The organism is Vibrio sp. Vf1514 (assembly GCF_052076135.1).
Classification (GTDB): domain Bacteria; phylum Pseudomonadota; class Gammaproteobacteria; order Enterobacterales; family Vibrionaceae; genus Vibrio; species Vibrio furnissii.
This window is the reverse complement of sequence record NZ_CP197267.1, coordinates 1,094,888-1,109,873: the sequence shown is the minus strand read 5'-3', so window position 1 is coordinate 1,109,873 and position 14,986 is coordinate 1,094,888. Positions and strand designations below refer to the sequence as shown.

The 14,986-nt window shown below is 48.9% G+C and carries 17 protein-coding genes; 1 reads left to right on the top strand and 16 read right to left on the bottom strand.

Going from position 1 to position 14,986, the window contains the following annotated elements:
- The first annotated feature begins 76 nt into the window (after nucleotides 1-76).
- Nucleotides 77-646 carry a UPF0149 family protein gene (locus ACS18Q_RS05140; RefSeq protein ID WP_004726406.1) on the top strand — a complete coding sequence of 190 codons (570 nt, stop codon included), beginning with the start codon at nucleotides 77-79 and terminating at the stop codon, nucleotides 644-646.
- Nucleotides 647-724: 78 nt separating this feature from the next.
- On the opposite strand, the gene nadA is transcribed toward ACS18Q_RS05140, so the two are convergent.
- The 16 genes from nadA to cysS all read right to left on the bottom strand — a co-directional run bounded on the left by nadA (nucleotide 725) and on the right by cysS (nucleotide 14,975).
- A complete protein-coding gene (nadA, locus tag ACS18Q_RS05135; protein ID WP_014205364.1) occupies nucleotides 725-1,786 on the bottom strand; it encodes a quinolinate synthase NadA in 1,062 nt (353 codons plus the stop codon).
- A 152-nt stretch (nucleotides 1,787-1,938) separates the two neighbouring features.
- Nucleotides 1,939-2,721 carry a tol-pal system protein YbgF gene (ybgF, locus tag ACS18Q_RS05130; RefSeq protein WP_004726408.1) on the bottom strand — a complete coding sequence of 261 codons (783 nt, stop codon included), beginning with the start codon at nucleotides 2,719-2,721 and terminating at the stop codon, nucleotides 1,939-1,941.
- A 15-nt stretch (nucleotides 2,722-2,736) separates the two neighbouring features.
- Nucleotides 2,737-3,276 carry a peptidoglycan-associated lipoprotein Pal gene (pal, locus tag ACS18Q_RS05125; protein WP_004726409.1) on the bottom strand — a complete coding sequence of 180 codons (540 nt, stop codon included), beginning with the start codon at nucleotides 3,274-3,276 and terminating at the stop codon, nucleotides 2,737-2,739.
- 31 nt (nucleotides 3,277-3,307) lie between these two features.
- Nucleotides 3,308-4,645, bottom strand: coding sequence for a Tol-Pal system beta propeller repeat protein TolB (gene tolB / locus ACS18Q_RS05120; RefSeq protein WP_086027828.1), 1,338 nt, complete (start codon nucleotides 4,643-4,645; stop codon nucleotides 3,308-3,310).
- Nucleotides 4,646-4,673: 28 nt separating this feature from the next.
- The gene (tolA, locus tag ACS18Q_RS05115) at nucleotides 4,674-5,747 is read right to left on the bottom strand and encodes a cell envelope integrity protein TolA (RefSeq protein WP_004726411.1); all 1,074 of its coding nucleotides are present in this window, start codon (nucleotides 5,745-5,747) and stop codon (nucleotides 4,674-4,676) included.
- Nucleotides 5,748-5,761: 14 nt separating this feature from the next.
- A complete protein-coding gene (tolR, locus tag ACS18Q_RS05110; RefSeq protein ID WP_014205366.1) occupies nucleotides 5,762-6,205 on the bottom strand; it encodes a protein TolR in 444 nt (147 codons plus the stop codon).
- Nucleotides 6,206-6,208: 3 nt separating this feature from the next.
- On the bottom strand, nucleotides 6,209-6,892 hold the full coding sequence (gene tolQ, locus ACS18Q_RS05105) for a protein TolQ (RefSeq protein ID WP_004726413.1): 684 nt from the start codon (nucleotides 6,890-6,892) through the stop codon (nucleotides 6,209-6,211).
- Complete coding sequence (ybgC, locus tag ACS18Q_RS05100) at nucleotides 6,882-7,289, bottom strand: tol-pal system-associated acyl-CoA thioesterase (RefSeq protein ID WP_004726414.1); 408 nt, start codon at nucleotides 7,287-7,289, stop codon at nucleotides 6,882-6,884. The genes tolQ and ybgC overlap by 11 nt, the downstream gene beginning before the upstream one ends.
- Before the next feature lie 173 nt (nucleotides 7,290-7,462).
- Nucleotides 7,463-7,768 (bottom strand): cyd operon protein YbgE, encoded by a 306-nt coding sequence (gene ybgE / locus ACS18Q_RS05095; protein ID WP_041942581.1) that lies wholly within the window; start codon nucleotides 7,766-7,768, stop codon nucleotides 7,463-7,465.
- A complete protein-coding gene (gene cydX, locus ACS18Q_RS05090) occupies nucleotides 7,761-7,868 on the bottom strand; it encodes a cytochrome bd-I oxidase subunit CydX (RefSeq protein WP_000270284.1) in 108 nt (35 codons plus the stop codon). The genes ybgE and cydX overlap by 8 nt, the downstream gene beginning before the upstream one ends.
- A 12-nt stretch (nucleotides 7,869-7,880) precedes the next feature.
- The gene (gene cydB, locus ACS18Q_RS05085; protein WP_004726416.1) at nucleotides 7,881-9,017 is read right to left on the bottom strand and encodes a cytochrome d ubiquinol oxidase subunit II; all 1,137 of its coding nucleotides are present in this window, start codon (nucleotides 9,015-9,017) and stop codon (nucleotides 7,881-7,883) included.
- Between the two features lie 17 nt (nucleotides 9,018-9,034).
- The gene (gene cydA, locus ACS18Q_RS05080) at nucleotides 9,035-10,621 is read right to left on the bottom strand and encodes a cytochrome ubiquinol oxidase subunit I (protein ID WP_004726417.1); all 1,587 of its coding nucleotides are present in this window, start codon (nucleotides 10,619-10,621) and stop codon (nucleotides 9,035-9,037) included.
- A gap of 460 nt (nucleotides 10,622-11,081) precedes the next feature.
- On the bottom strand, nucleotides 11,082-12,086 hold the full coding sequence (ruvB, locus tag ACS18Q_RS05075; protein ID WP_004726418.1) for a Holliday junction branch migration DNA helicase RuvB: 1,005 nt from the start codon (nucleotides 12,084-12,086) through the stop codon (nucleotides 11,082-11,084).
- A 139-nt stretch (nucleotides 12,087-12,225) separates the two neighbouring features.
- Nucleotides 12,226-12,843, bottom strand: coding sequence for a Holliday junction branch migration protein RuvA (gene ruvA, locus ACS18Q_RS05070; protein ID WP_208549626.1), 618 nt, complete (start codon nucleotides 12,841-12,843; stop codon nucleotides 12,226-12,228).
- A 114-nt stretch (nucleotides 12,844-12,957) separates the two neighbouring features.
- Nucleotides 12,958-13,479 (bottom strand): crossover junction endodeoxyribonuclease RuvC, encoded by a 522-nt coding sequence (ruvC, locus tag ACS18Q_RS05065; RefSeq protein ID WP_004726420.1) that lies wholly within the window; start codon nucleotides 13,477-13,479, stop codon nucleotides 12,958-12,960.
- Between the two features lie 113 nt (nucleotides 13,480-13,592).
- The gene (gene cysS, locus ACS18Q_RS05060) at nucleotides 13,593-14,975 is read right to left on the bottom strand and encodes a cysteine--tRNA ligase (RefSeq protein ID WP_004726421.1); all 1,383 of its coding nucleotides are present in this window, start codon (nucleotides 14,973-14,975) and stop codon (nucleotides 13,593-13,595) included.
- Nucleotides 14,976-14,986: the final 11 nt, after the last annotated feature.

Below are 14,986 nucleotides of genomic sequence, written 5' to 3'. Positions count from 1 at the left end.
CAACTAATTCGCCTTTGAGGTGCGTTTGAGGGTAAGATGGGCGCTTATTTTCCCCAGATAAGTATGGAACTCTATTTTGACGTTACACGATATTCTTGCCTTACCTGAGTTAGAAGACCGACTGCTAAACGAAGCGAAGACCCGTGGTTTTGTGACAGCGATGGCTTCCGCTCCCAACATTCTGCCACCCGAAGAGTGGCTGCCATTCTTATGGGGCGGAGAAGAAGTTGCGCCATTTACCGACGCCGAAGTGATGGAAAGCTATTTTCAACACATCATCGACATGTGGAACGTCTATCGCCCAGCGCTGTTAAATGGCAGTTGGGCATGGCCAGAAGGCTGTGAACTGGATGAAGAAGAGATCATCAATCAAGCCGCACGCGATTTTTGTGAAGGCACACTGCAAGGCTGGCAGCTCGCGCGCGATGACTGGGAAGTGCTGATGCCGCAAGAGAGCCAGGACAACGCACTGCTCGGTGGTGTGTTGCTCTCGCTGAGCATGCTCTATGATCCGGAAACCTCGCTCGCAACTTTGGCTGAACAAGGTTTAGAAGGCCTTGATCAGTTTGAAGAGATTTACAATGCGATTCCAGTGATGCTATGTGGCCTGACCCAACGTGGGGTGGCACTGGCTGAGCAGCAGTGATCGATATGATGTAAAAAAGCCCGTCCAATGGACGGGCTTTTTCGATGGATTTGCGGTCAATGAAAACTCGCTGACGGCTTACGCGTTGCCTTTGACTTGCATGTTCAGTTGTTCAGCAAAATCCAGCATGCGATTAAGTGGGATCAGTGATTTCACACGGAGCGCTTCATCCACAAAGATTTCATGCGCTTCACCGCCATCACGCAAGGCCTGTTCAATCGCCTTCAAACCATTCATCGCCATCCACGGGCAATGAGCGCAGCTACGACAGGTCGCACCAGCACCAGCGGTTGGTGCTTCGATCAACTCTTTTTCTGGCACCATTTGCTGCATCTTGAAGAAGATGCCTTTGTCCGTCGCCACAATCATTTTTTTCTGTGGCAGCGATTTGGCCGCTTTGATCAGTTGGCTGGTTGAACCGACAGCATCTGCCAATTCCACCACGCTGGAAGGTGATTCCGGATGCACCAAAATGGCAGCATCAGGATACAGCGACTTCATTTTTTTCAGCGCATCGGCAGAGAACTCATCGTGCACGACGCATTCGCCTTGCCACAACAGCATGTCTGCACCCGTTTTATTGGCGATGTATGAACCTAAATGGCGATCCGGCCCCCAGATGATTTTTTTATCATCGGCATCCAGATGTTCCACAATTTCTAACGCAATGCTAGAGGTGACAACCCAGTCTGCCCGTGCTTTGACCGCCGCGGACGTATTGGCATACACCACCACCGTGTGGTCTGGGTGCGCATCGCAAAATTCTGTGAATTTGTCTGCTGGGCAGCCCAAATCAAGCGAACATTCCGCTTCCAGTGTTGGCATCAAAATGCGTTTTTCGGGCGTAAGGATTTTGGCGGATTCCCCCATGAAGCGCACACCGGCAATAATCAGCGTGCTGGCAGGATGGCGGTTACCAAACTTAGCCATTTCAAGGGAATCACCGACAAAGCCGCCCGTTTCTTCAGCCAGTGCCTGAATTTCAGGATCGGTGTAATAGTGGGCAATCAACACTGCATCTTTGTCTTTCAGCAGTTGTTTGATACTTGCGATATACGTTTGTTTTTCTTGTTCTGTTAACGGAATCGGTTTGGGAGGGAACGGGTAAACCGTGTCTATCTTATCCAGTATATGACTCATTGCTCTTGCTCTACGCAACTTCCTTAATCCGGGCATTGTACACTGTAACCTCAGCGATAGGCAAAAGTGATTGGTGCCATAACATGGTATCCAAGCTGTCCATTATCGCAACACACCAGAGACAAAAAAGGCCGCAGAATGCGACCTTTTGACTACTTGAGATTTTCTTTTGCCACTTTGGCAGATGCACTGTCTGGATATTCATCCACAACTTGCTGATAGTATTTCTTTGCCTGTGCTGCGTTGTTATTACGCTTGGCGATATCGCCAAGTTTGACCATCGCATCCGCACGCTTGTTGGAATCTTTGTATGCCAACACAGCCGCGAAGCTCTTCACCGCTTCTGGATCTTGCTTCTTCGCAAAATAGAGCTGGCCTAGCCAGTAATGCGAATTCGAGGCGAAATTTGAATTAGGGTAGTCTTTCTGAAACTGTTGAAACGCAGCGATTGCGCCAGCGTAATCACGTTTTTTCAAGATCAGATCGACGGCATTTTCATAGGCAGCTTGTTCGTCAGCATCACTGCTGAATGTACCAGCCGGAATCTCTTCACTTTGACTGGTATCTGCCACGGCAGCCGCAGCCGGACGTTTTTTCATGTCACTACGAACGTTATCCAGCTCGACAAACAATTCGCGCTGACGCTCCAGCATTTGCTGCATGTCGTAGTTGTTTCGTTCTATCTGCCCACGTAATTCATTAATTTCCAAGGACATATCGTCCAGTTGCTTTTGCATTTGCAACTGCATGCGATTACGGTTTTCTAGCAAGCGTTCGAGACGTGCCACCTCACCTTCTGGCGCACCAGAACGTGTCGCAGACGCGGAATTGTTGCTGTTACTCAGGTCAGATACTGGAGCTGGTGCAGCGAACGAAACGCTCGCTGCACTTGCCAGTAACGTAAGCGTAAACACGCGCTTTAGGTTACTGAACATGAGGTTCATCCTCAATTAGTATACTAGAACAGCACGGCGGTTCTTCGCGTATACTTCTTCAGTTTGACCTAGAAGTAGCGGCTTCTCTTCACCGTAGCTTACGATAGCGATTTGGTCAGCTTGAACACCCAGTGCTTCTAGGTATTTAGCAACAGCTTGCGCACGACGCTCACCCAGTGCGATGTTGTACTCTGGAGTACCACGCTCGTCTGCGTGACCTTCGATAGTCACTTTCAGGCTTGGGTTTTTAGTCAGATATACAGCGTGCGCTGCTAGCATTTCTTCGTAATCGCTTGCGATTGTTGCGTTGTCGAATGCGAAGTAGATGGTTTGAGTTTCACGAAGCGCTTGTTCTTTCAACTCTTGTTCAGAAAGTTGTGCATTCTCGTCCATTGGCGAAACAACGGTTGTATCCACGTTGCCTGCTGTACCTGACGTAGTTTGGTTAGTTTCAGAACCAGAAGCGTTTGCCGCTTCGTCGCTTGAACTACATGCAGTCACTGCTAGTACTGGTAGCGCAATCAGTAGCCCTTTAAGAACCTTGTTAAGTTGCATCTTATTTTCCTTACTATGTAATAGTTAGTTGCTATAAAAACGGAGACCAAGCAGGTGCTCTAACGCGCCCATTAGTTGCCGGTAATCTAGCTTTAAATCGTCCATCTATCGACACCATAGACAATACGTTTGCCTTGTTATAGATAGAACTGTAAATGACCATACCACCATTCGGTGCAATACTTGGAGACTCATCAAGCAAAGTCTTCGTCAGAATTTGCACAGAACCGGTTTCCAAGTCTTGTTTTGCCAAGTTAAAACCAGAGTTACTGCGATTCACCATCACGAGGAATCGGCCATCCGGCGTAATTTGGCCACCTAAATTTTGGCTACCTTGCCAGGTCAGACGTTTGGTCGCACCGTCTGTCAAATTTACTTGATATATCTGTGGTTTACCACCCCGATCCGATGTAAATATCAGGGATTTACCATCAGGATTCCAGAAAGGTTCTGTGTTATTTGACCGACCACTCGTAATTTGCGTCAGCTTGCGGCTGGTCAGATCCAATGTGTAGACCTGCAAACTACCGGTTTTTGATAAAACCAAGGCCAGCGTTTTTCCATCCGGAGAGAATCTTGGCGCCCCATTGTGACGTGGGTATGACGTCACTTTTTCACGCTCACCAGTATAAATGTTCATGATGTAAATTTCTGCCTGGCCGTTTTGAAAGCTCACATAGGCAAGTTTCTTACCGTCTGGAGACCAAGCAGGCGACATCAACGGTTGTTTCGAGCGCAACACCAAACGTTCGTTGTAACCGTCGTAGTCGGCCACACGCAGCTGATAAGGATAAGCATCTTTATCGTTCACCACCACGTAAGCAATGCGCGTTAAGAAAGCGCCACGTTCACCAGTGAGTTCTTCGTACACCAGATCAGCAATACGGTGCGCGTATTCACGCATGCGCTTGGCCGGAACCGTCGCCACTTTATTAAACAGCACATGATCTTTCGACAAGACCAGTTGACCATCAGAACTTAACGCACGGCTTTGGCCTTGGGTTAACTGACCTCGCACCACATCGACCAATTGATAGTTGATGACGTAGTTGCCATCGGCATTTTGGGTAATACTACCGGTCAGTAGCGCATCGACACCAATACTAGTCCATGCGTCGAATTTGACGTCGGCTTCGTTGTATGGCGTTTGAGGCATTTTGTTGGTTGGAATGGGGCTAAATTTACCACTGCGCTGAAGATCCGAGGCAATCACGCCAGAGACATCTTGTGGCAGTTTGGTTTTTCCTTCCCATTTGAAAGGAACAATCGCAATTGGACGCGCGGAATTGATACCGTCGGTGATCACCAGCTCCAACGCCGCATTGGCAAATTGCACGCTGCTTGATACCACAAGCAGGCATCCTAACATTAATCGCTTTAACACAAGCTTTTCCTTTTTACTCTGGTACTACGGTTAAATTGATGTTCTTTAGCTTTTCGATGACGTCAGATTCATCTTTCTTTGGCAGTGGGAAGGTCCCCACTTGGGCCACCGCACGTTTGGTGGCCGCACACAGTCGGCTGTCACCATCAAGAATACGAAGATCGCCTACAATCGCGCCTGTTCCAGTAGGGATGAGGCGCAGATTCACCCTACACTGCTTTCCCTTGAAACTATCTTCCAATAACAAGTTTTGTTGAATCAGCTGCGTGTAGATCGCGCCCCAACGTTGCGCTTCACTGGTAACGTGCTGCGAGCGTGCCGCTGAGTTGTTTTGCGATTCCGTTTCCAAGCCGGCGAAGATATTGTTCAACGCGGCTTCTTGTTCTTTGCGTTCTCGCTCAGCTTGCTGCGCGCGCTCTTTTTCGATACGAGCTTTTTCAGCCGCAGCTTTGGCTGCCTTTTCTTTCGCGATACGTTCTTGTTCCGCTTTGGCAGCCGCTTCGCGCTCTTTACGCGCCTTTTCTTGCGCTTCTTGAGCCGCTTTCTCACGCGCGACTCGCTCTTGTTCTGCTTTCGCTGCCGCCGCGGCTTTAGCTGCTCGTTCTGCTTCAGCTTTCTTCGCTGCTTCTTCTTTCAGCTTACGTTCGGCTTCAGCTTTAGCAGCGCGTGCTTGTTCCTGTTTCGCTTTTTCTGCGGCAACTTTTTGCTCTTGTTCTTTCTGTTGGCGAGCCTTTTCAGCTTCTCGAGCCGCTTTCGCGTCTTTCGCTTGTTGTTCTTTCAACTGGCGAATACGCTCTTCAGCCTCTTTTCGGTTCTTTTCCAACTGCTCGCTTTCGCGGCGCAACTTATCCAGCCGCTCCTGCTCTTGCTTTGCGGCTGCTTCCCGTTGGCTGCGAATCTGCTGTGCCTGCTGCTTGACCAAATTCGGGTCAATCACCACAGCTTCCACCATCCGACCACTGACTTCGGGTTTGGACATCGTAAAGTCCGTGCCCCATAGCAAGGCCACCACCAGCACCACGTGTAAAGCAACCGAGATGACAAGCGGCTTTTTGTAATCGTTTTTCTTCGACTTCTGATCTTTCATGAACAGTATTAAGCCTATTCCTTGATATCCGTTAATAAGCCAACTTTAGGAATACCTGCTCGGCTCAGTTCGTCCAGTACCAGCACCACATCCGCATACGGCGTGGCTCGGTCGCCGCCCACCGCCACAGGGGAATCGGGCTTTAGCGATAATTCCGCTTTGATGCGAACAATCACGTCCTGTAGCGACAGGCCGCGCTGTACTTCTTCATCGTTCACGCTCAAACCGAGGTTCCCCTCTTTATCGATTTCAACGATGATAAAGCTGGCGTCGCTGTCTCCCGCCATATCAGACATCGATTTGGCCGTGGTCGTTTGAGGAAGCTCCACATCCACACCTTGTGTCACAAAAGGCGACGTCACCATAAAGATGATTAACAGTACCAACATGACATCGATGTAAGGTACGACGTTAATCTCAGCCGTCATCTTCCGCTTTTTCGGTTGATAACCTGCCATACGTTATTCCCTACCTGCCATCGCCTGACGATGGAGAATACTGTGAAACTCTTCAGAGAAGGTGGCGTAACCGTGTTCCAGCTTACTGACTTTGTTGCTCAGACGGTTATATGCCATCACCGCAGGAATCGCGGCAAACAGCCCCATCGCGGTCGCGACCAGCGCTTCTGCGATACCTGGGGCAACCATTGCCAGTGTCGCTTGTTTCACCTGACCCAACGCGATAAAGGCGTGCATGATCCCCCAAACGGTACCAAACAGGCCGATGTAAGGGCTGATTGAGCCAACCGTTGCCAGAAATGGCAAGTTGGTTTCTAAATCATCAACTTCACGCGCCACAGACACGCGCATCGCACGGCCAGTGCCTTCCATGACGTAGTCTGGAGAAGCTGCATTGGTTTTGCGTAGGCGGGCAAACTCTGTAAAGCCAGAATAGAAAATCTCTTCTGTGCCGGCGATTTCGTCCTTGCGCTTTTTGACATCTTGATACAGCACCGACAGATCTGTTCCTGACCAGAACTTATCTTCAAATGCTTCCGCACTACGTGCAGCTTGAGACAGCACTTTACTGCGCTTGATGATCATCGCCCACGAGACAATCGACATCCCCAAAAGAATCAGCATCACCACCTTAACGAGGAAGCTGGCTTGCAAAAATAAATCGAGAATAGAAATATCAGCAGTCACTATGGGTAAACTCCAAAAAAATTGATTGAGGCATCGCCTTGGGTTTCATTTTCTCATTGTCGATACATGCTACCTTAACCATTGCTTTACACAATAGTCGCCCATCAGGATTTACCAGCTCCTGACAGAAGGTTAACGACGCCTTTTTAAGCTCTGCGATTGAGGTCACGACCGTCAGTTGATCGTCAAGACGAGCCCCTTGCAAAAAATCGATGTCAGCATGTCGGACAACAAAGCCGATGCTTTGTTCCAGCAACACTTGCTGCGACACACCGATAGAACGCAGCATTTCTGTCCGCGCACGTTCGAAAAATTTGAGGTAATTGGAATGGTAGACCACGCCACCGGCGTCTGTGTCTTCATAGTAAATGGTAATTGGCCAGTTAAAAACTTGCATGATAGTGACGTAACCGTCTCACTAGATGGCTGAATGAGTGGGTTACTATAACGCATCTCATTGATGTTAGTACAAGGTGTCGCAAAGATTTCGCCTGCGACTGACAAAAAATTAGCGCTGCCTCAAAGAGACAGCGCTAATTCGAATAAATCATCATCAATGATGCTGCTTTGTTATCCGATCACGCGGATCGCCAACAAACAAAGCAGAATCGGCAGTGAGATGTAAGGGCTGAATACCAGTTGCCAAATCCATTTACGTGGTTTGAAGCCGACACCGTATACCATGCTTGAGCAAATCGCCCAAATCAGTAACGGTGCCACCACTGCATTAAAACCACCAATGCTCGCGCTGTACGCTTCTGGATCCCACATCACCATTGCAACGTGGTAGAAACCGAGAATCAGGGATAGAACCTTCAATCGGGTTCTATCCATTGGCGCATGTAAATTGGCAATCTGATCAGACCAATTACTCACTATCTTTGTCCATCATTTCTGAGTGCTCTAACCAAAGAGCATTGATGATGCCGAATGCACAGGCGAGCAATACGCCAAGAATCCACGCAAAATACCACATAGTCTGAGCTCCTTAGTACAGTGAGTTTTTGTTGTCTTCGATGAACTTGTCATCCAAGCGGCCGAACATTTTGTAGTAACACCAAGTGGTGTAACCCAGAATGATTGGCACCATGACAAACGCCACACCCGTCATCAGGTTCAGGGTCAGCTCACTTGAGGTTGCATCCCACATGGTCAAGCTGTGGCTAGGCATCAGGCTTGATGGCATCACGAATGGGAACATGGCAAAACCTGCAGTGAAGATAACGCCCGCGTTACCCAAGCTTGAAGCAAGGAACGCAATGCCACCTTTCTCAACGCGAGAAGCAAGCACCGCCAGCAGAGGCATGACAACACCCAGGGCTGGCGCAGCCCAAAGCAGAGGGTACTGCTCAAAGTTATGCATCCAAGCGCCCGCTTCGCGTGCCACTTCTTTGTTCAGTGGGTTCGATGGGCCCATGGTATCAATCGCACTGGTAATCACGTAACCATCGATGTTTTGGACCCAGAAGCCTGCTGCAACAAACAAAATCACAGTCAGCAAACCAGTCAGTTGAGCAATGTTGCGAGCGCGAACATGTACATCACCGGTGGTTTTCATTTGCAGCCATGTTGCACCCTGCATCAGGATCATAAACAGGCTAACTAGGCCACAGACCAAACCAAATGGGTTGAGCAGACCAAAGAATGAACCGTGATAAGTCGGCATTGCGAACTCGCTCAGCTGGAACGGTACGCCTTGCAGCAAGTTACCAAATGCCACACCAAAAATGATTGGCGGCACAAAACCACTGATCGAAATACAGATGTCCCAAGCATTACGCCATTTTGGGTTTTCCAATTTCGAGCGGTAATCCAAGCCAATCGGACGCAACCACAAGGCAGCCAGAGTCACGATCATCGCCAGGTAGAACCCTGAGAATGATGTCGCGTACACCAGAGGCCATGCCGCAAACAGCGCACCACCTGCGGTGATCAACCAAACTTGGTTGCCATCCCAGTGAGGCGCAATCGAGTTAATCATCACACGGCGTTCGTTGTCGTTTTTACCGATAATCGGCACCAACGCACCAACGCCCATATCGAAACCATCAGTGATGGCAAAGCCCACCAGCAGTACGCCAATCAGTACCCACCAAATGAGTCGTAGGATTTCGTAATCAAACATAATCTTCTCTCCCTGCCTTACGCTTCGACCTGACGACTAACTCTGTCTTCCACAGTGTTGCCGTTTTGCTCAAAGTGGTAGCGACCTGTTTTCAGGCTGCTTGGACCTTTGCGAGCAAATTTCACCATCAGATACACTTCAGCAATCAAGAATGCAGTGTACAGCGCAAGAATCGCAAACAGTGATGTCCAGATTTCACCAGCGCTCAGCGCCGATGCTGCAGTATGCACTGGCAGGATTTCACCAACCGCCCATGGCTGACGACCAAACTCGGCAACGAACCAACCCGTTTCAACGGCAATCCATGGTAGTGGAATGCTAAACAGTGCGGCTTTGAGGATCCAACGTTTCTGTTCGATCTTCTGACGACATGTTTGCACGAATGCTGCACCAAATACGAATAGCATGATGAAACCACACGCAACCATGATGCGGAAAGACCAGAACAGCGGCCATACCGTCGGAATAGAATCATCCGCCGCCGCTTGAATTTGATCTTCAGTCGCGTCAGTCACTTTGTCTGTGTAGCGTTTTAGCAACAGGCCGTAACCAAGGTCATTTTTCACTTCGTCAAATGCTGCAACGTTCTCTGCAGATTTATCACCCGCACGTAGTTTTTCCAGCAATTCGTAAGCGTACATACCGTTACGGATACGGTCGACGTGTTCTTCACGCAGGTCGCGCAGACCGGTCACTGGCGTATCAAGAGAACGAGTGGCGATGATGCCCATCACATACGGAATCTTGATTGCGAAATCAGTATTCATGGTTTCCTGATTCGGTAAACCAAACAGCGTAAAGGCCGCAGGAGCAGGCTCGGTGTGCCACTCGGCTTCAATCGCAGCCAGTTTCACTTTTTGCACTTCGCCCACTTCGTAACCAGATTCGTCACCCAGCACGATCACAGACAGAACTGCTGCCATACCGAAAGATGCTGCGATAGCAAAAGAGCGACGTGCAAACGCAATATCGCGACCTTTCAACAGGTAGTATGAGCTGATGCCTAGAATGAACATTGCACCTGTTGTGTAACCGGCAGCGACCGTGTGTACGAATTTAACCTGAGCCACTGGGTTGAACACCACTTCCGCAAAGCTCACCATTTCCATACGCATGGTTTCGAAGTTGAAATCAGCGCCCACTGGGTTTTGCATCCAGCCGTTTGCGATCAAGATCCACAACGCCGAGAAGTTAGAACCCAAAGCCACCAGCCAAGTCACGGCTAAGTGTTGACGTTTTGACAATCGATCCCAGCCAAAGAAGAACAAACCGACAAAGGTGGATTCCAAAAAGAAGGCCACGAGTGCTTCGATAGCGAGAGGGGCGCCAAAAATATCGCCTACATAATGAGAATAGTATGACCAGTTGGTACCAAACTGGAACTCCATGGTCAGGCCGGTCGCCACGCCCAGAGCAAAGTTAATACCGAAAAGCTTACCCCAGAACTTGGTCATGTCCTTATAGATTTGCTTATCAGTCATTACGTATAAAGACTCCATGATGGCAAGCAAGAACGCCATGCCTAGAGTCAATGGAACGAACAAGAAGTGATACATCGCTGTCATTGCGAACTGCAATCGCGATAGATCAACTACGTCAATCATGGTAACTCCTTTGTGTCGGCTGAATGACACTTTCGACATAAATCAACAGAAAAAAGACAGGTTAACAATAACGTTAATTTGTTAGTTTACCGCTATAACTTGTTGCAATTATGTACCATTGTGGTTAGTTAATTGTTAAGCATCAGCTAATATAGCTGGAACTAATACTACTGCCAAAAACCAGATGTTTCAAAAGGTTTATAGGAGAAAACCGCCTTGATTTACATCAAATTATGCTGTCCAAAAATGTATAAAAAAACCACAAAATGATACAGATCAACGAAAGATAAACTTTCTTGTTAGCATTAGGTAAAAAACACAATTAGATACGAGAAAAGGCGTACAAAGGGTTAACAATTCATCGAAATTAGCTAACCCTTTCAGCGTAAGGGAATTTCAAAAAGTGTGATTTAGATCCACAAAAACACTTTTTTATTTGAAGGGAGAATTAATTGTAACGTTATTTTTCTAAACCAAAATGCAAGTAGGCGCGATCGGTCGCAATCCGGCCGCGGGGCGTTCGTTGCAAATAACCCTGCTGAATGAGAAACGGTTCGATCACATCTTCAATCGTATCTTTCTCTTCACCAATCGCAGCTGCCAAGTTATCGAGGCCAACCGGTCCCCCACCAAATTTCTCCATAATGGCCAGTAGCAACTTACGGTCCATGTAATCAAACCCTTGATGGTCCACATCCAGCATATTAAGCGCTTTATCAGCGATGTCAGCACAAATATGACCATTGCCCTTCACTTCTGCAAAATCACGCACTCGGCGCAGCAGACGGTTGGCAATACGGGGTGTACCGCGAGCACGACGCGCCACTTCCAGCGCCCCTTCAGCGTCCATAGAGAGGCCAAGGCAGTCCGCACTGCGCTGCACAATGTGTTGCAGGTCAGCCACTTTATAGTATTCAAGACGCTGCACAATGCCGAAACGATCGCGCAACGGTGAGGTTAACGACCCAGCGCGGGTTGTGGCCCCAATCAAAGTAAAGGGTGGCAAATCAATTTTGATGGAACGCGCAGCTGGTCCTTCACCAATCATAATGTCCAGCTGATAATCTTCCATCGCCGGATAGAGGACCTCTTCCACCATAGGGCTGAGTCGGTGAATTTCATCGATAAACAGCACATCGTTCTCTTCCAAGTTGGTCAGCAGCGCAGCGAGATCGCCTGCTTTTTCCAACACTGGGCCTGACGTGGTGCGAATGCTCACTTCCATCTCATTGGCAACAATATTAGCGAGGGTGGTTTTCCCCAACCCCGGCGGCCCAAAGATCAGCAAATGGTCGAGTGCTTCGCTGCGTTTTTGCGCCGCTTGAATAAAAATTTCCATCTGATCACGGACGTGATCCTGACCTCGGTAATCGGCCAGCTTCTTCGGACGAATCGCACGATCGATCACCTCTTCATCTTTAAATGAAGGGTTGGTCGGAGCAATAAGGCGATCGGCTTCAATCATTCAACAATTCCTGTTCGTTAGCAGGGAGACTATAGGGATAACAACGCTGTATGGGCAGCGAAACCAATCAACACGATACAGCACCGCATCCATTGGCTTGAGAAAAAAACAGACGGCTAAAGTGAGCCGTCTGTTGAGTTTAAACCATCGACTTCAACGCTTCGCGAATCAATTGTTCGCTGGTCATATCCGGTTGTGACACTTGAGACACCGCTTTGGACGCCTGCGCCGGTTTATAACCAAGCGCCAGCAGCGCGCTCACCGCTTCCTCTTCGGCGTTTTGGTCATGAATCGCACCCATCGCATCGAGCGGTGCAGCGTCGGTTGCCGGTGTAAACAAATCACCAGCACCCCACCCTTTGAGGCGGTCTTTCATTTCCACCACCAAACGCTCTGCGGTCTTTTTACCCACACCGGGTAACTTCACCAACGTTGAAATGTCTTCTCGTTCCACACAAGCAACAAATTGACTCGCCGTCATACCAGACAGAATGGCCAAGCCCATTTTCGGCCCAACACCATTGGCTTTAATGACTTCACGGAACAACGCACGTTCGTTTACGGTATTAAACCCGTACAACAATTGTGCATCTTCACGCACCACAAAGTGAGTGTAAATAATAGCTTCATCGCCGATATTCGCGAGTTCATAAAAACAGCTCATCGGCATTTGTACTTCATAACCGATGCCGCCGACTTCAATCAGAACTTGTGGAGGTTGCTTTTCAATCAGTGTGCCGCGAAGACGTCCAATCACTGGGAATCCTTGGTTTTGATGAGTTTAGAATGCTCAAGATGATAATCAATAACTGGATGGATAGCCAGTAAAAGATAGGTCAAACAGGAGGCAGAAAACCTCCCGAACGTTGCGTTAGCGATAGCGGCCGCGTCGGGCACTGGTCGCTTGCCCAGCCAGGGCAATCAGGGTTTTGTTGGTGTTGGCATGACAAATGGCCACGCCAAGCGCATCCGCCGCATCCGCTTGCGGTTTGGCAGGCAGCTTTAACATCTGCTGCACCATGTGCTGCACCTGTGCTTTTTCCGCGCCGCCATTTCCCACTACCGCTTGTTTAATCAGACGCGCCGCGTATTCAAATACCGGCAGATCGGCATTCACGGCGGCCACAATGGCACTTCCGCGAGCTTGGCCAAGTTTCAGCGCGGAGTCGGCATTTTTCGCCATAAACACCTGCTCAATCGCAAACACTTCCGGTTGAAACTGCGTGATGATTTCGCTCACACCGGCATAAATCTGTTTCAGACGCAGCGGCAGATCTTTTTCCGATGTACGAATACATCCACTGCCCAAATACTGCAAATGGCGACCTTGCTGGCGAATCACGCCATATCCGGTGATACGAGAGCCCGGGTCAATGCCCAGAATAATAGACATGAGAGTTCCTCATTGTTGATAAGGAATAAATAGCAATCACGTGTCGCGCTCACCACAAGGCCTCACGCAGACACAAAAAGAAAGTGGGCGATGTCGCCCACTTTACACAATCGTTATTTACGACGCCATGTCGTACCACTTGGACCATCTTCCAGCACGATCCCCATCTCGTTCAGCTTGTCGCGCGCCATGTCCGCATTCGCCCAATCTTTAGAAGCGCGAGAGTCGTTGCGCAGTTTGATCAGCGCTTCGATTTCAGCAACTTCGTCATCGTTGCCCGCATCGCCTTTCAAAAACGCTTCCGGATCCTGATACAAAATACCAATCACATCCGCCAATTCACGCATCAGCGCGCCCAAAGCACTCGCTTTATCGGTGTCTTCCGTTTTCAGGCGGTTCACTTCACGCGCCATATCAAACAGAACCGAATACGCTTCTGGCGTGTTGAAATCGTCATTCATCGCGGTTGTAAAACGAGTTAGGTATTCTTCGCCACCCGCGGCTGGGACGGTCATGTCTAGACCACGCAGTGATGTGTACAGACGTTCCAAAGACGCGCGAGCTTGATTCAAGTTTTCTTCACTGTAGTTTAGTTGGCTACGGTAGTGGCCAGACATCAGGAAGTAACGCACGGTTTCTGCATCGTAGTGATTCAACACATCACGAATGGTGAAGAAGTTGCCCAGTGACTTCGACATTTTTTCTTTGTCGACCATCACCATACCGCTGTGCATCCACGTGTTCACATACTGCGTATCATGCGCGCAGCAAGATTGAGCAATTTCATTTTCATGGTGCGGGAACTGCAGATCAGAACCCCCACCGTGAATATCAAAATGGTTGCCCAAAATCGATGAGTTCATCGCAGAACATTCAATGTGCCAGCCAGGACGACCCGGTCCCCATGGTGATTCCCACGTCGGTTCACCAGGTTTAGACATTTTCCACAGCACGAAATCCAATGGACTGCGTTTCGCCATGTCGATGTCAACGCGCGCACCCGCTTGCAACTGATCCAAGTCTTGCTTCGACAGCTTGCCGTAATCATCAAACTTATTGACTTCAAACATCACATCGCCGTTGTCTGCTACATAAGCAAAACCACGGTCAATCAGACGCTGAACCAATTCAATGATCTCTTGAATATACGCCGTTGCGCGAGGTTCAACATCCGGGCGCTTGATGTTCAGTGCATCAAAATCAGCATACATTTCTTGAATCAAACGCTCCGTCAAGGATTCACAAGATTCCTGATTTTCGGCGGCGCGTTTGATGATTTTGTCATCAATGTCAGTGATATTGCGTACGAAGGTTAAATCGTAACCAAGGTAGCGCAGGTAACGGGCCACGACATCAAACGACACAAAGGTGCGACCGTGGCCGATGTGACAGAGATCGTAAATTGTGACTCCACAGACATACATGCCAACTTTGCCGGCAGTGATGGGTTTGAATTCCTCTTTTTGTCTTGTAAGTGAGTTATAAATCTTCAACATGATCTCTATCT

Excerpts from the sequence above, each read along its gene's own strand:
- cydB (WP_004726416.1), bottom strand. The coding sequence starts at position 9,017 with ATGTTTGATTACGAAATCCTACGACTCATTTGGTGGGTACTGATTGGC.
- tolB (WP_086027828.1), bottom strand. The coding sequence starts at position 4,645 with ATGTTAGGATGCCTGCTTGTGGTATCAAGCAGCGTGCAATTTGCCAAT.
- tolA (WP_004726411.1), bottom strand. The coding sequence starts at position 5,747 with ATGAAAGATCAGAAGTCGAAGAAAAACGATTACAAAAAGCCGCTTGTC.
- nadA (WP_014205364.1), bottom strand. The coding sequence starts at position 1,786 with ATGAGTCATATACTGGATAAGATAGACACGGTTTACCCGTTCCCTCCC.
- cydA (WP_004726417.1), bottom strand. The coding sequence starts at position 10,621 with ATGATTGACGTAGTTGATCTATCGCGATTGCAGTTCGCAATGACAGCG.
- cysS (WP_004726421.1), bottom strand. The coding sequence starts at position 14,975 with ATGTTGAAGATTTATAACTCACTTACAAGACAAAAAGAGGAATTCAAA.
- ruvB (WP_004726418.1), bottom strand. The coding sequence starts at position 12,086 with ATGATTGAAGCCGATCGCCTTATTGCTCCGACCAACCCTTCATTTAAA.
- pal (WP_004726409.1), bottom strand. The coding sequence starts at position 3,276 with ATGCAACTTAACAAGGTTCTTAAAGGGCTACTGATTGCGCTACCAGTA.
- ybgC (WP_004726414.1), bottom strand. The coding sequence starts at position 7,289 with ATGCAAGTTTTTAACTGGCCAATTACCATTTACTATGAAGACACAGAC.
- ruvC (WP_004726420.1), bottom strand. The coding sequence starts at position 13,479 with ATGTCTATTATTCTGGGCATTGACCCGGGCTCTCGTATCACCGGATAT.
- cydX (WP_000270284.1), bottom strand. The coding sequence starts at position 7,868 with ATGTGGTATTTTGCGTGGATTCTTGGCGTATTGCTCGCCTGTGCATTC.
- ybgF (WP_004726408.1), bottom strand. The coding sequence starts at position 2,721 with ATGTTCAGTAACCTAAAGCGCGTGTTTACGCTTACGTTACTGGCAAGT.
- tolR (WP_014205366.1), bottom strand. The coding sequence starts at position 6,205 with ATGGCAGGTTATCAACCGAAAAAGCGGAAGATGACGGCTGAGATTAAC.